Consider the following 13,852-nt stretch of genomic DNA (forward strand, 5'->3'; position numbering starts at 1 on the left):
CATCGCGGCGCAAGAGGGGTTGCCCTTAGCCGGGGCGGTCGGAGGCGGTGCCGTCCGGCTGGTCGGCTTCGAGCAGTTTGATCTGGCGCTCGATGAACTCCTGGGTGGAGTCCACTCCTCGCAGCTGCAGAATGGTCGAGCGCACCGCGGCCTCGAGCAGGACCGCAAGGTTGCGACCGGCGGCAACCGGCAGGGTGACACGGGGAATCGCGTCGCCGAGGATGTTCTGATGCTCGCGCTGCATGGGCAGCCGGCTTGGGTCGTCCTGGCCGGGCTGGCGACGTTCGAGGTGACAGATCAGCCGCAGGCGCATCTTGCGGCGGCAGGCGGTTTCGCCAAAGATGGTGCGGATGTTGAGAATGCCGAGTCCGCGCACCTCGATGAAGTCCTGCAGCAGTTCGGGGCAACGGCCCTCGAGCACGCTGGGTGCGATCCGCGAGAATTCGACGATATCGTCGGCAACCAGGCCGTGACCGCGCGAGATCAGCTCCAGCGCAAGCTCGGATTTGCCCGCGCCGGAGTTGCCGGTAATGAACACGCCGAGTCCGAGCACGTCCATGAACACGCCGTGCAGCGACACCTTTTCAGCGAGCTGCCGCGACAGGTATAGGCGCAACTGGTCGATGACCCCGGCAGCCGGCTGCGGTGTGGTGAACAGCCCGACGTTGTGCGCCGCACAGACGCCATGGACGATGTTGGGCACTTCGCAGCCGTCGGCCAGGATGAAGGCGGGCGGATGTGCAGACAGGATGTCGTTGAGGTGGTGCGCGACCTTGTCACGTGACTGCCGCTGCGCCCAGGCCAGCTCGGCTGCGCCGAGGATCTGCAGGCGGGTAGGGTGAATCAGGTTGAGGTGGCCAATCAGGTCGGCTGGCCAGATGCGCTCTTCGGCAACAGAGAGAACCGCGTCGATACTGCCGCTGACATGGGTCAGCTGCAGACGTTCGCGGTTGTCCTCATACAGCTGCGAGAGGCTCGTTTGTCGCATCGGTACCCCAGTCGTTGAACAGGGTGTGTAGCGCCTGTGCGTCGGGTGCGGCCTGCAGCTGTTCGCGGAAGCTGCGATCGCTGAACATCTGCGCCAGCTCCGACAACAGCTGAAGGTGGGTTTCGTTGGCCTGTTCGGGTACCAGCAGGACAAACAGCATGTTCACCGGACGACCATCGGGCGCATCGAACTGCACCGGGGCTTCGAGACGTAGAAACGCGCCGGCTGCGTCCTTCAGGCCCTTGATGCGGCCGTGGGGAATGGCAATGCCCTGGCCGAGGCCGGTCGATCCAAGGCGTTCGCGCGCAAACAGGCTGTCGAACACCATGCTGCGGGCGATGCCCTGATTGTTTTCGAACAACAGGCCGGCCTGTTCGAAGACGCGCTTCTTGCTGCTGGCGTCGAGGTCGGCAACCACGTTCGAAAGTGGCAGGAGTTGGGAGATGAGGCTCATGCGCTTTGGGGCTCACGCAACGCCGCCGGAGCGGACGCCACGCTGAAAGGTCTCTCAGGCCCGGGCAAAGCCGGACCGCCAAATTGAGCGGCGGATTATAACTTCACCCGGGTCCGAAAGGCCTGGTGAAAAATCACGCCTCGGGAGTCTGGTGCTTGTGCGAGTCGTGGTGGTGATCGGTGCTCTTCTGCTTGTACTTGAGCACCTGGCGATCGAGCTTGTCGGTCATCGCATCGATGGCAGCGTAGAGGTCGGCGTCGGCGCTTTCGACGTGAATGTCCTTGCCGCGCACGTGCACGGTGACTTCAGCCTTCTGGTCGAGTTTCTCAACGGAAAGGATCACGTTCACGCTGGTAACGTTGTCGAAGTGACGGATCACGCGGTCAAGCTTGCCGGAGACGTACTCGCGGATGGCCGGTGTCACTTCAACGTGGTGTCCGGTGATGTTGAGATTCATGTTAACTCCTCTTGGTATCAAAGCGTTTTACGCAGACTGACCGGCGGGATATTGAGTGATTCGCGGTATTTGGCGATTGTGCGCCGCGCGACCACGATACCCTGCTGGCCCAACAGATCGGCAATCTTTGCGTCGGACAGGGGTTTCTTTCTGTCTTCGGCGTCCACCAGCTGGCGAATCAAGGCACGAATCGCTGTGGAAGAAGCCGCACCACCGGTGTCGGTGGCAACGTGACTGCCAAAAAAATACTTGAGTTCGAATACGCCGCGCGGCGTCGCCATGTACTTCTGAGTGGTGACGCGCGATACGGTTGATTCATGCAGCTCGAGCTGGTCCGCGATCTCCCTGAGGGTCAATGGACGCATTGCCACCTCGCCATGATCGAAGAACTGTCGCTGCTGGTCAACGATGGCCTGAGATACACGCAAAATGGTATCAAAGCGCTGTTGTACGTTCTTGATCAGCCAGCGTGCTTCCTGCAGCTGGCCGGTCAGACCGCCGCCCTGGCCCCGGTTCTGCTGCAGCAGGCTGGCGTAGAGCTGGTTGATGCGCAGGCGCGGCATGGCTTCGGCGTTGAGCGACACCGTCCACCGGTTGCGGATCTTGCGCACCACGACATCGGGCAGGACGTAGCGGGTTTCTTCGTTGGAATGCTGCGACCCCGGATGCGGGTCGAGCCGGCACACCAGCGCCTGGGCATCGCGCAGGGCGTCGTCGTCGCACCCGGTGAGGCGCTTGAGCTTCGCAAAGTTGCGTTCGGCCAGCAGCTCGAGGTGCTGTTCGACGATGACCAGCGCCAGGTCGCGGCAGCTGCCTGCCGGCATGGCGCGCAGCTGCAGGCCGAGGCACTCCTGGGGGGTGCGTGCGCCAATGCCCGCCGGTTCGAGCTGCTGCACGTGCCGCAGGGCAATCGCGAGGTCGTCGAGGTCGTAGTCGAGTTCGGGCGGGAGCAGTTCGAGCAGGTCCTCGAGCTCCTGGTGCAGGTAGCCGTCGCTATCGAGCGCTTCGATGATGAAGCGCACCAGCATGCGGTCACGGTCCGTCAGCGGGGACAGGGCAACCTGCTGATCGAGATAGTCGCGCAGCGAGGTGCCTGCGGCCTGGAATTCCTGGAAGTCGCTGTCCTCGTCGTCGTCGCTCTTGCTGCTGGCGCCGCTGCCGGTGCCCGACCAGTCCATGCCTTCGTCAAAGTCGGCCGATTCGTTCTCGTTGCGGGGCTCGGCTTCCTGGTTGGTCTCGGCGCTGGTCTCGCGCGGGGTCTCGGTTGCGGGCTGCGCATCGTTGCCGACCGCGGACGGTGCGAAGTCGCTGCCGTCGCCGTCCTCACGCTCGAGCATCGGGTTTTCCAGCAGAAAGCGTTCGATTTCCTGGTTGAGCTCGAGCGTAGAGAGCTGCAGCAGTTTGATGGACTGCTGCAGCTGCGGGGTGAGCGTCAGGTGCTGCGAGAGCTTGAGCTGAAGGGTTGGTTTCATGATGCCAGTCGGGGCGTGCCGGAATCAGAGACGGAAGTGCTCGCCGAGGTAGACCTGGCGCACTTGTTCGTTGGCGATGATTTCGGGCGGCTTGCCGCTGGCAAGCACGCGGCCGTCGGTAATGATGGTTGCGCGGTCACAGATGCCGAGCGTTTCGCGCACGTTGTGGTCGGTGATCAGCACGCCTATGTTGCGCTCCTTCAGGAAGCGGATGATCTTCTGGATGTCGAGTACGGCGATCGGGTCGACCCCTGCGAAAGGCTCGTCCAGGAGGATGAGGCGCGGGTCGGTGGCAAGCGCACGTGCAATCTCGCACCGTCTGCGTTCTCCGCCTGACAGCGAGATGGCGGTGTTGTCGCGCAGGTGCGCAATGCCAAGTTCTTCGAGCAACTCTTCCAGGCGTTCGTCGATCTGCGCCACCGGCAGTCCGCGGAGCTCGAGTACTGCACGAATGTTCTCGGCGACCGTGAGCTTGCGGAACACGCTCATTTCCTGCGGCAGATACGACAGCCCCAGGCGTGCGCGAGCGTGGATCGGCAGATCGGTCAGGCGTGCGTCGTCGAGCGTGATCTCGCCGCCGTCGGCGCGCACCAAGCCCACGATCATGTAGAAGCAGGTTGTCTTGCCTGCGCCATTGGGGCCCAGCAAGCCGACCACTTCGCCCGAGCCAACCTCGAACGAGACGTCATGGACGACTGTGCGCGCCTTGTAGCGCTTTTGCAGGCCGGTGACCTTAAGCAGACTCATCGGGGGCTTCTTTCAACAGTTTGCAGATCACGTCAGTGGAAAAACCACGGGTTTGCAGGAAACGCGCCTGGCGCGCCCATTCGCGGCGATCGTCAGGTGCGAGGCCAAATCTAGACTGCCACACTGCACGAGCCCGGTCGAGTTCGGATTCCACACATTCGCTCTCGATGGCCTCGTCGATCAAGTCCTTCGATACGCCACGTCTCGCGAGCTCGTGGCGCAGCCGCTGGCTGCCAAACCGGGCAGCCTTGCTGCGAACCCACGCTTCGGCAAAACGGGTGTCGGAGAGCAGTTCGAGTTCGCTCATGCGAACCAGTACGGCTTCGATCTCCTCGGCGCTGCCATATGGAGACAGCTTGCGCGCAAGCTCCACCCGCGAGTGATCCCGACGGGCGAGATGGCGCAGCGCGCGTTCGCGCAGACTCGGCTCGCCCATCAGGGGTCAGCGTCCGGACGGGGCGGAGATCAGGCTTCGGAAGCGACGGGTGCCGCGCCACCGAGCGCGGCCATTTCGCCGAGTCCGACCGCTGCGCGAACCTTGTTCTCGATTTCACGAGCCAGCGCCGGGTTTGCGCGCAGAAACTCGCGTGAGTTGTCCTTGCCTTGGCCGATTTTGTCGCCGTTGTACGAATACCAGGCGCCGGACTTGTCGACGATCTTGTAAGTCACGCCGAGGTCGATGATCTCGCCTTCGCGGGAGATGCCTTCTCCGTAGAGAATGTCGAAGTGCGCTTCCTTGAACGGCGGCGCGACCTTGTTCTTGACGACCTTGACACGCGTTTCCGAGCCAACGACTTCGTCGCCCTTCTTGATCGCACCGGTACGCCGGATATCCATGCGGACCGAAGCGTAGAACTTGAGCGCGTTACCACCGGTGGTGGTTTCGGGGCTGCCGAACATGACGCCGATCTTCATCCGGATCTGGTTGATGAAGATCACGAGCGTGTTCGTGCGCTTGATGTTGGCGGTCAGTTTGCGCAGAGCCTGCGACATCAGTCGTGCCTGGAGGCCCGGCAGCTGGTCGCCCATCTCGCCTTCGATTTCGGCTTTCGGGGTCAGTGCGGCAACGGAGTCGATGACGACGATATCCACGCCGCCCGAACGCACCAGCATGTCGGCGATTTCGAGCGCCTGCTCACCGGTGTCGGGCTGGGAAATCAGCAGGTCGTCAATGTTGACGCCGAGTTTCTCGGCGTAGCCCACGTCGAGCGCATGCTCGGCGTCGATAAAGGATGCGGTGCCGCCGAGCTTCTGCATTTCGGCGATGACCTGGAGGGTCAGCGTGGTCTTGCCGGACGATTCCGGACCGTAGATCTCGACTACACGGCCACGCGGCAGGCCGCCCAGGCCGAGGGCAATGTCCAGCCCGAGCGAGCCGGTGGAGACGGTCTGGATGTCGCGCTCGATACTGCCGTCGCCCATCCGCATGATCGAGCCCTTGCCGAATTGCTTCTCGATTTGAGAGAGCGCGGCGGCAAGCGCCTTGGCCTTGTTGTCGTCCATGAGTGGTCCTTCCTGAGTGAGACGCGAATTATGGCACAGAGCTTGCTGAGATGCTGCTGTCCGAATCGGTAAGGCGAAGGACCTCTTCAAGTGCGGCGATGACGGTCTGCCGTCGCACGGCTTCGCGGTCGCCGTCGAAGTGGCGGGTGGTGGGGAAGACATCGCCCCAGCGCAGCGCAGTGGCGATGCAAACCGTGCCCACCGGCTTCGCCGCACTGCCGCCACCGGGCCCGGCAATGCCTGAGACCGCGACGGTAATACTGGCAAGGCTGTGCTTCAGGGCGCCCGCAGCCATCTCCGCAACCGTGGCCTCACTCACTGCGCCATGCGCGGCGAGCGTCCCGGTGCCGACGTCGAGCATGTCGATCTTTGCCGCGTTCGAGTAGGTGATGAAGCCGCGGTCGAACCAGGTCGAGCTGCCCGCCGTGGCGGTGACGACCTCGGCAATCCAGCCGCCAGTGCAGGATTCTGCGGTGCCAAGCATCCAGCCCTTGCGGGTCAGGGCCTCGCCGACGCGGGCCGAGAGGTGTTCTAGCGTGTTGTCCATGGGTTCAGGCGCCGAAAATGGCAACGAGTACGGCAAGCGAGAGCAGGGTGTAGCCCGCGGCAAGAAGGTCGTCGAGCATGACCCCGAAACCGCCCTTGACCCGGCTGTCGGCCCAGCGGATGGGCGGTGGCTTGGTGATGTCGAACAGGCGGAACAGCGCCACTGCAACGGCCTGCCAGATCAGGCTTGCGGGTGTGAAGGCGAGGACGAGCCACATCGCGACCATTTCGTCCCAGACGATGGCGCCGTGATCGGAGGCGCCGAGCGCGCGTCCGGTGCGCTCGGCTGCGAGAATGCCGGCAACGAAGAGCGCGCACACCAGCGCGAGGAAGGTCGCTTCCGACAGCGGCGTGCGCAGCAAGGGATAGAGCAGCCATGCCAGCAGTGTGCCGGCCGTGCCCGGGGCCTTGGGCGAGAGCCCCGAGCCGAATCCGAGTGAAATGAAATGGGCCGGGTGGCTCAGCAGCAAGCGCGTGGTGGGGCGTGTTTCAGGCAAAGTGGTCGTATCCGGAAAGCATGGGATAAAGCAGGCGGCCGTCGGTCTCGCGCAGCATCAACTGGCGGGGGTGGCCGGTGAGGCGGCCAATGCGGTGCAAGGCAATGCCCTGCTCATGCGCGATCTTGAGTACGGTGTCACGGCGATCGGCGGGGGCGCAGAACAGCAGTTCGTAATCGTCGCCACCGGCGAGCAGCGCACGCCGCGCCTGAGCCTCGTCGGCCCCCGTCGCACGCAGTTCGGCCAGGGGGAGCAGGGCAATGTCGATTTCGGCGCCACAGTCCGAACGCTCGAGGATATGGCCGAGATCGCCCAGCAGGCCATCCGAGACATCGAGCATGGCGTTGGCGATGCCGCGCAGCGCCAGGCCGAGTTCGACCCGGGGGGTGGGGTGCTGCAGGGCGCGAATGCAGTGCTCACGTCCCGTCGGGCCAAGGTCTATCCTGTGTTGCAGGGCTGCGAGGCCGAGTGCGGCCAGTCCGGGCTGCCCGGAGACCCAGATATCGTCACCGGTGTGACCGCCAGCCCGCGTGATGGCCTTGCCCGCAGGGAGTTCGCCAAGGATGGTGATGCTCAGTGTGAGCGGGCCGCGTGTGGTATCGCCGCCGGCAAGATCAACGCCGTAGCGCGATGCGCAGGCGAACAGACCCGCCGAAAACGCCGCGAGCCAGGCTTCGTCGGCGCCCGGCAGGGTCAGGCCAAGAAAGGCCCAACGCGGCTCAGCACCCATGGCGGCGAGGTCGGACAGGTTCACCGCAAGCGTCTTCCAGCCAAGATCGTGCGGATCGGTGTCGGGAAAGAAATGCGTGCCGGCCACCAGCATGTCGGTCGATACCGCCAGTTGCATGCCCGGGCGCGGGCGCATCAGTGCCGCATCATCGCCGACGGCAAGGTCGGTATGCGCCGTGGGGCGGGTGAAGTGGCGGTGAATCAGCTCGAACTCGGAAGACATGGATCTGAACGGGAAAATTCGGGTTGGCGCCCGAGCTTACCGCACTCGCTGGTCGTGTGGCGCGCCCGGCACTGTTGCAATCATGGTCTTTGAGGAGGAATAAGCCTTTCTTGCGTCGCTGCCGACGCCCCAAAATGGGTAAGATGCGGTGCAAAGCGGTAAATGAGTGGATACTTAATGGTTCAGACCTCGCATCAAGGACTCCGTGGCAAGTTGCTGGCGATCGTCATCGTGATCGTCGGTATCGTCATGCTGCCGGTTCTCGTCATGGGAGACCGCTATCTGGTGCGGCAGTCCGGCGCCGAGGCCGAGCGGCAGCTCAAGGCTCTGAGCCGCCTGGCGCACGATCTCGTCGAGACGCAGTTCGCCACGCTCGGGAATGGCCTTACCCAGCTTGCCGATGCGATGGCCTTGCGCTTTGGGGGCGCCTACTCGGGGGCGCCGCAGGCAGGCAGTGCGCCGGAGTTCTTCATCGACGGTGTGCCGGTGAGTGAGCGGTCTGCCGAGCTGGCGCGCTATGGCGGTGATCTGCGCGGCACGCTCGCGGCCGTGCTCTCTCGCGAACGCGACGGGTTTCGCGTCATCGCCTCGACGCAGTGGGGGGATGACGTGGTTGCGCCGGTTCTCCAACTTGAGCCCGCATCCGTCAGTTTGCTCGAAGCCGGGCAGCGCTGGCGTGGTCGGGTCATGATCCGGGATCGACACTATCTGCTTGAGGTGCTTCCTGCGCGTGATGGGGGGGGGCGGCTGGTTGGCGCGATGGCGGTCGGGGTGGATCTCAACCGCGCCCTGAAACCCTTGCGTGAGCGGCTGCGGACGTTTGTCATCGGAGATAGCGGTTATCTCTACGTCGTCGATGCCAATCCGGGGCCCAGTTACGGCCGCTTCATCTCCCACCCGCTTCAGAAGGACGATGACCCACGGTCTCCGCTCAATGAAGTCGGCGAGCAACTTGTCTCGAACATGCTGGCAAGTCAGCAGGGTGTGATCGCCTACGACTGGCAGAACCTGGAGCGTGGCGAAACCGAACCCCGCAGCAAACTGGTGGCGTTCGAGCACAGCGAGTCGCTGGACTGGGTCGTGGGCGCCAGTGGCTACGTCGAGGAGTTTGGCCGCAGCGCGGTGCGGCTGCGCTACGCCGTTGGCGTGGTCATGGTGCTGATGGCCATCTTTCTGATGGTCGGCCTGAAAGGCACCATAGAACGCATGGTGATGCGGCCGATGCTGCGTTTGCAGCGCACGCTCCGTACCCTGAGCAGAGGGAACGAGGCGCTCGTTCATTCCGAGGATGAGTCGGCCCTGGTCTCTGCTATCTGTCGCATTCTGGTGCATACAGGTGGGTTCCGGCTGGCCATGATCGACTGTGTGGAGGCCGACGGCAGACTCAGGCGTGTTGCGTCGGAAGGCGAAGCGCGGCGTCTGTGCGCGGTGCTGGATGCGGGCGAGGGCCAGATACAGGCGCCAGCGTTGAGTGCGTTGCAGGCGGGCGAGCCGGTGCATCTGACCTCCGGCGAGGACTTCGATCCGGTGTTGAGGGATGCCGCGGTGCAGGATGGATGCGAGGCCATGATTGCCTTTCCGCTGCACGGAGGAGAGCGCCTGCTGGGCGTGCTGTCCATCGGCGCAAGCAGCGTTCGCGACCTCGATCGCGGTGGTGTCGCACTGCTCAAGGAGCTGGCGGAGGATCTTGGCTACGGTCTGATGAGCCTGCGCAGCGAGGTGGCGCGCAAGACCGCAGAACGTGCGCTGATCCTGCGCGAGCGTGCGATCGAGACGACACGTGACGGCGTGCTCATCCTGCATGCCGAAGACGGTGCTTTCGTGATTCGCGATGTCAATCCGGCCGCCGAGAAGATCCTGGCGATGTCGCGGGAGCAACTCATCGGGTGCACGTCGGACGTGCTTGGCGTTCTCGATCGGGGTGGCGTCGCGGCGCTGGAGGGCGCGCTCGGTTCCCTGCGCGAGTCGGTGCTCGAACTCGAAGGGGTCGGGGCCGACGGGGCGAGTTTCTGGTCCGAATGCGCGGTTGAACCGGTTCGAGGGGAGGATAGCGACTGCGTGGTGCTGGTGATCAAGGATGTCACTGAGCGCATACGCTATCTGCAGCAACTCGAGCATCAGGCGCATTTCGATCCCTTGACCGGCCTGCCCAACCGCTCACTGCTCGATGACCGGCTCGAGCAGGCGATCATCACCGCAAAGCGGCATCAGCGCGTGCTGGCGGTGGCCTATCTCGATCTCGATCATTTCAAACGCATCAATGACGATCTCGGTCATCGCACTGGCGATCGGCTGCTGTGCGAAGTCGCGCAACGTTTGCGGAGCGTGCTTCGTGATGGCGATACTGCCGCCCGTCAGGGCGGAGACGAGTTCGTTGTGCTGCTTCCTGATCTTGATGGCGAGGAGCAGGCCTATGCCGTGCTGTGCCGGCTGCAGCAGATTCTGACCGCGCCGGTCGAAATCGAAGGTCGGCAGTTCTTTGTCACGACCAGCATCGGAGTCAGTCTCTTTCCGCGCGATGGCGATGAGGACGAGACGCTGCTAAAGCGTGCTGACATCGCGATGTATCAGGCCAAGGCGGCCGGGCGCGATGCCATACGTTTCTTTACCTCGGAGATGAATGAGCAGGTGCAGGACCGGCTGATGCTCGAGCAGGCGCTGCGCCACGCGCTGGGGAACGGCGAGCTGTCAGTGGCCTACCAGCCGCAGGTAAGTGCTACCACGGGCCAGGTCATTGCCGCGGAGGCCTTGTTGCGCTGGACGCACCCCGAGCTTGGCGCAATTTCGCCCGCACGCTTCATTCCGCTGGCGGAGGACCTCGGTCTGATCGAGCGGATCGGCGAATGGGTGTTGCGGACGGCCTGCGAGCAGGCGCTGGCCTGGAAGGTTGAGGGCAGGCCATTGCGCGTGGCGGTCAACGTCTCGGCACGGCAGTTTCGTTCTGCAAACCTGCCAGAGAGGGTGGCGGCCATTCTCGAAGAGACGCGCCTCGATCCTGCGCTGCTGGAGTTGGAACTCACTGAAAGCATGCTGATGGGCAAGGTGGATCAGGCGGAAGAAATGCTCAGGCGTCTGAAGGGGCTCGGGGTCACGATTGCGCTGGACGACTTCGGTACCGGTTATTCGAGTTTTGCGTACATACAGCACTTCCCTATCGACACGCTGAAGGTCGATCAGACCTTCGTGCGCGCCATGCTGACAGGCAAGAGCGCGGTTGCGATTGTGTCCGCCATCATCGCGGTTGCGCACAGCCTGGGGATGCGGGTGATTGCCGAAGGCGTTGAAATGGAGGCGCAGCGCAATCAGCTCGTGGAACTCGGGTGTGACGAGTTGCAAGGCTATCTGCTGGGTCGTCCGGTGCCGGGTGCCGGTTTTTTCGCTGTCGGAGAAAGCGGGGCCGCGCCCTGAAAGCCGGACATCCCGTGTGCCCTTGAACGACAGATGGCTGTGGCCTGGCGCATGCGCTGGCGGTTGATGCCGGTTGCGCCACGCTCCGCCACTGGCGCGCTTCGTTCCTCAAGGCTGCGGTGAGGCTGGCGTCACGCGCCCCAGCCGTGGTTCTTCACCACTTCCTGGCACTTCGCGCACCCTTCCCATGGAAGGCAGTCGCACGCCAGCACGAAAAAACCGGCGCCGGTGTTGTGTTCAGGGAAGGACTGCGTGTGGCCACGGGCAGCTGGCTTCGCGCCAGAGGCAGGCTTCGACTGTTGTGCGGAGGTCGTGAGCCATCGCGCAAAAGGCGTCAGGTCGGCTGCGTCCTTGACGTACCACACGCGACCTTTCGGATCCCAGCGCGCGCCGAGTTGTTTGGCCTCGTCCTTCTCAGCAAAGGGCACTTGCAGGTTGGTCCTCATGCCGACATCTCCAGATCTCCTGTGCGAGTGAAAGTAAGCCAGAGCCAGGGAAGCGCGATTCAGCCGGCGTTGAAGGCCTGATTGCGATGACTCGTGCGGTCCGACCCGTGATCCTGCCATCTTCCGCCTTGTTCGTGCGAGGGCAGGTATCGCCAGCAACGGTTCTATTGCAGCAAGAATGCTGCAAAAAAGAAAAGGGGTTAGAGAAATGATCTCTAACCCCTTGATTCTATGGTGGGCCCCCTGGGAGTCGAACCCAGCACCAACGGATTATGAGTCCGCTGCTCTAACCAGGCATGAGCTAGAGGCCCTTTTACCTGTCAGGGGTGCCTGACAGGCGATAGCGTGTTACGCGTCGCTGTCGAGGAAGCTGCGCAGCTTCTCCGAACGGCTCGGGTGACGCAGCTTGCGAAGGGCCTTCGCTTCTATCTGACGGATACGCTCGCGGGTGACGTCGAACTGCTTGCCGACTTCTTCCAGCGTGTGGTCGGTGTTCATCTCGATGCCGAAACGCATGCGCAGCACTTTGGCTTCGCGCTGGGTCAGGGAGTCGAGCACTTCACCGGTGGCATCACGCAGACCCGAGTACATCGCAGCTTCGGCAGGCGCCAGGGTTGCGGTGTCCTCGATGAAGTCGCCAAGGTGCGAGTCGTCGTCGTCGCCGATCGGCGTCTCCATGGAGATCGGCTCCTTGGAGATCTTCATGATCTTGCGGATCTTGTCTTCCGGCATCTCCATCTTTTCGGCCAGCGTTGCCGGATCAGGCTCGGCACCGGTTTCCTGAAGGATCTGACGGCTGATGCGGTTCATCTTGTTGATCGTTTCGATCATGTGCACCGGGATACGGATGGTGCGTGCCTGGTCGGCGATCGAACGCGTGATGGCCTGACGAATCCACCAGGTGGCGTAGGTCGAGAACTTGTAACCGCGACGGTATTCGAACTTGTCGACCGCCTTCATCAGGCCGATGTTGCCTTCCTGAATGAGGTCGAGGAACTGCAGGCCGCGGTTGGTGTACTTCTTGGCGATCGAGATCACGAGGCGCAGGTTGGCTTCGGTCATCTCGCGCTTGGCGCGGCGCATCTTCGCTTCGCCGGTGGACATCTGACGGTTGATGTCCTTCAGCTCCTTCAGCGGGATGCCGATCTTGTCCTGCAGGTCGAGCAGCTTCGCCTGTTCTTCGGTGATCGCCGGATGTACGCGCGACAGGGCGTCGACATAGTTCTTGTTCGAGGCGAGCTCGCTGTCGATCCAGTCGGAGTCGGTTTCGTGACCAGGGAAGATCTTGATGAAGTGCTGACGCGGCATGCCTGCGCGATTGACGCACAGCTGCAGAATGTGACGCTCGTGGCCACGCACCTGCTCAACCATGCGGCGAACGGAGTCACACAGACGCTCGATCGACTTCGCGGTAAAGCGGATGTTGATCAGTTCCTCAGAGATCAGCTGCTGGTACTCAAGGTAAGCCTTGTCCTGCGAGCCTTTGTCCGCGAGCACCTTCATCATCTGCTCGTAGTGGCCGCGGATGGCTTCGAAGCGGGCCAGCGCATCGGTCTTCAGCTGCAGCAGCGACGCTGCATTGGCTGCGCCTTCGCTGTCGCCGTCGCTGTCGTCGTCGCTGTCGTCGTCGTTGTCGTTGTCGTCCGAATCGTCGCTGTCGCTGTCGGCGCTTTCTTCAGCTGCCTCGGCTGCCGCTGCGGCGGTTTCTTCGGCGGTCGGCGCGTTCGGGTCGATCACGGCATCGACGATTTCATCGATACGCATCTCCTCGCGGATCACCTTGTCGGCAATGTCGATCATTTCGGCGATGGTGGTCGGGCACGCAGCAATGGCCAGAACCATGTGCTTGAGGCCGTCCTCGATACGCTTGGCGATCTCGATTTCGCCCTCACGCGTCAGCAGCTCGACGGTGCCCATTTCACGCATGTACATGCGCACAGGGTCGGTCGTGCGGCCGAATTCGGAGTCGACGGTCGACAGTGCCTGCTCGGCTTCTTCCTCGGCGACGTCCTCGTCCACCGTGGAGGCGACGTTGTCCGACATGAGCAGGTCTTCGGCAGCGGGGGCTGCGTCGTAGACCTGAATGCCCATGTTGTTGAACGTTGCAATGATGCCTTCGATCTGCTCGGCATCGGCTACATCGTCAGGAAGGTGGTCGCTGATCTCGGCGTAGGTGAGATAGCCACGCTCTTTGCCGAGGGTAATCAGTGTCTTCAGTCGCGTGCGACGGACCTCGGCATCAAGCGGCGCAATTTCCGGGCTTTCGATGATCAGCGCGAGCTTGTCCTTGGCCTTGGCCTTGGCAGTGCGACCTTTCGGGCTGTCCTTGCGCGTATCCTTGGCTTTCTCGCGTGCCATGGCACTCCTCGAATCAGGGCGAAA

13 protein-coding genes and 1 tRNA gene are annotated in these 13,852 nt (G+C 63.0%); 1 reads left to right on the forward strand and 13 read right to left on the reverse strand.

Annotated features, from left to right (window positions below; all coding sequences use genetic code 11):
• Positions 1 to 25 precede the first annotated feature (25 nt).
• From hprK to thiL, 10 genes are all read right to left on the reverse strand, one after another.
• On the reverse strand, positions 26 to 988 hold the full coding sequence (hprK, locus tag CEW83_RS20185) for an HPr(Ser) kinase/phosphatase (RefSeq protein WP_108950962.1): 963 nt from the start codon (positions 986 to 988) through the stop codon (positions 26 to 28).
• The gene (ptsN, locus tag CEW83_RS20190; protein WP_108950963.1) at positions 957 to 1,442 is read right to left on the reverse strand and encodes a PTS IIA-like nitrogen regulatory protein PtsN; all 486 of its coding nucleotides are present in this window, start codon (positions 1,440 to 1,442) and stop codon (positions 957 to 959) included. The genes hprK and ptsN overlap by 32 nt, the downstream gene beginning before the upstream one ends.
• 133 nt (positions 1,443 to 1,575) lie before the next feature.
• Complete coding sequence (hpf, locus tag CEW83_RS20195) at positions 1,576 to 1,899, reverse strand: ribosome hibernation-promoting factor, HPF/YfiA family (RefSeq protein ID WP_108950964.1); 324 nt, start codon at positions 1,897 to 1,899, stop codon at positions 1,576 to 1,578.
• 17 nt (positions 1,900 to 1,916) lie between these two features.
• On the reverse strand, positions 1,917 to 3,371 hold the full coding sequence (locus CEW83_RS20200; protein ID WP_108950965.1) for an RNA polymerase factor sigma-54: 1,455 nt from the start codon (positions 3,369 to 3,371) through the stop codon (positions 1,917 to 1,919).
• A gap of 24 nt (positions 3,372 to 3,395) precedes the next feature.
• The gene (lptB, locus tag CEW83_RS20205; RefSeq protein ID WP_108950966.1) at positions 3,396 to 4,118 is read right to left on the reverse strand and encodes an LPS export ABC transporter ATP-binding protein; all 723 of its coding nucleotides are present in this window, start codon (positions 4,116 to 4,118) and stop codon (positions 3,396 to 3,398) included.
• On the reverse strand, positions 4,105 to 4,554 hold the full coding sequence (gene recX, locus CEW83_RS20210) for a recombination regulator RecX (RefSeq protein ID WP_108950967.1): 450 nt from the start codon (positions 4,552 to 4,554) through the stop codon (positions 4,105 to 4,107). The genes lptB and recX overlap by 14 nt, the downstream gene beginning before the upstream one ends.
• Positions 4,555 to 4,583: 29 nt before the next feature.
• Positions 4,584 to 5,621, reverse strand: coding sequence for a recombinase RecA (recA, locus tag CEW83_RS20215; protein ID WP_108950968.1), 1,038 nt, complete (start codon positions 5,619 to 5,621; stop codon positions 4,584 to 4,586).
• Positions 5,622 to 5,649: 28 nt separating this feature from the next.
• Positions 5,650 to 6,168 (reverse strand): CinA family protein, encoded by a 519-nt coding sequence (locus tag CEW83_RS20220; RefSeq protein ID WP_108950969.1) that lies wholly within the window; start codon positions 6,166 to 6,168, stop codon positions 5,650 to 5,652.
• A gap of 4 nt (positions 6,169 to 6,172) precedes the next feature.
• The gene (locus CEW83_RS20225; RefSeq protein ID WP_234418930.1) at positions 6,173 to 6,664 is read right to left on the reverse strand and encodes a phosphatidylglycerophosphatase A; all 492 of its coding nucleotides are present in this window, start codon (positions 6,662 to 6,664) and stop codon (positions 6,173 to 6,175) included.
• On the reverse strand, positions 6,657 to 7,616 hold the full coding sequence (thiL, locus tag CEW83_RS20230; protein ID WP_108950970.1) for a thiamine-phosphate kinase: 960 nt from the start codon (positions 7,614 to 7,616) through the stop codon (positions 6,657 to 6,659). Before thiL ends, CEW83_RS20225 begins: the two co-directional genes overlap by 8 nt.
• A 162-nt stretch (positions 7,617 to 7,778) precedes the next feature.
• Here thiL and CEW83_RS20235 point away from each other — a divergent pair, with 162 nt between their 5' ends.
• Positions 7,779 to 11,024 (forward strand): EAL domain-containing protein, encoded by a 3,246-nt coding sequence (locus tag CEW83_RS20235; protein WP_108950971.1) that lies wholly within the window; start codon positions 7,779 to 7,781, stop codon positions 11,022 to 11,024.
• Between the two features lie 131 nt (positions 11,025 to 11,155).
• Here CEW83_RS20235 and CEW83_RS20240 read toward each other — a convergent pair whose 3' ends face one another.
• From CEW83_RS20240 to rpoD, 3 genes are all read right to left on the reverse strand, one after another.
• Entirely contained in the window at positions 11,156 to 11,470 is a 315-nt protein-coding gene (locus tag CEW83_RS20240) for a DUF5710 domain-containing protein (RefSeq protein WP_108950972.1), read from the reverse strand.
• 232 nt (positions 11,471 to 11,702) lie between these two features.
• A tRNA-Ile gene (locus CEW83_RS20245) sits at positions 11,703 to 11,781 on the reverse strand.
• Positions 11,782 to 11,818: 37 nt separating this feature from the next.
• Complete coding sequence (gene rpoD / locus CEW83_RS20250; protein ID WP_108950973.1) at positions 11,819 to 13,828, reverse strand: RNA polymerase sigma factor RpoD; 2,010 nt, start codon at positions 13,826 to 13,828, stop codon at positions 11,819 to 11,821.
• Positions 13,829 to 13,852 lie beyond the last annotated feature (24 nt).

It is taken from the genome of Parazoarcus communis (genome assembly GCF_003111645.1).
In the GTDB taxonomy this organism is placed as follows: Bacteria; Pseudomonadota; Gammaproteobacteria; order Burkholderiales; family Rhodocyclaceae; genus Parazoarcus; species Parazoarcus communis_A.

Coding starts and splice junctions, on each gene's coding strand:
- hprK (WP_108950962.1), bottom strand. CDS start 988: ATGCGACAAACGAGCCTCTCGCAGCTGTATGAGGACAACCGCGAACGT.
- ptsN (WP_108950963.1), bottom strand. CDS start 1,442: ATGAGCCTCATCTCCCAACTCCTGCCACTTTCGAACGTGGTTGCCGAC.
- hpf (WP_108950964.1), bottom strand. CDS start 1,899: ATGAATCTCAACATCACCGGACACCACGTTGAAGTGACACCGGCCATC.
- CEW83_RS20200 (WP_108950965.1), bottom strand. CDS start 3,371: ATGAAACCAACCCTTCAGCTCAAGCTCTCGCAGCACCTGACGCTCACC.
- lptB (WP_108950966.1), bottom strand. CDS start 4,118: ATGAGTCTGCTTAAGGTCACCGGCCTGCAAAAGCGCTACAAGGCGCGC.
- recX (WP_108950967.1), bottom strand. CDS start 4,554: ATGGGCGAGCCGAGTCTGCGCGAACGCGCGCTGCGCCATCTCGCCCGT.
- recA (WP_108950968.1), bottom strand. CDS start 5,621: ATGGACGACAACAAGGCCAAGGCGCTTGCCGCCGCGCTCTCTCAAATC.
- CEW83_RS20220 (WP_108950969.1), bottom strand. CDS start 6,168: ATGGACAACACGCTAGAACACCTCTCGGCCCGCGTCGGCGAGGCCCTG.
- thiL (WP_108950970.1), bottom strand. CDS start 7,616: ATGTCTTCCGAGTTCGAGCTGATTCACCGCCACTTCACCCGCCCCACG.
- CEW83_RS20235 (WP_108950971.1), top strand. CDS start 7,779: ATGAGTGGATACTTAATGGTTCAGACCTCGCATCAAGGACTCCGTGGC.
- CEW83_RS20240 (WP_108950972.1), bottom strand. CDS start 11,470: ATGAGGACCAACCTGCAAGTGCCCTTTGCTGAGAAGGACGAGGCCAAA.
- rpoD (WP_108950973.1), bottom strand. CDS start 13,828: ATGGCACGCGAGAAAGCCAAGGATACGCGCAAGGACAGCCCGAAAGGT.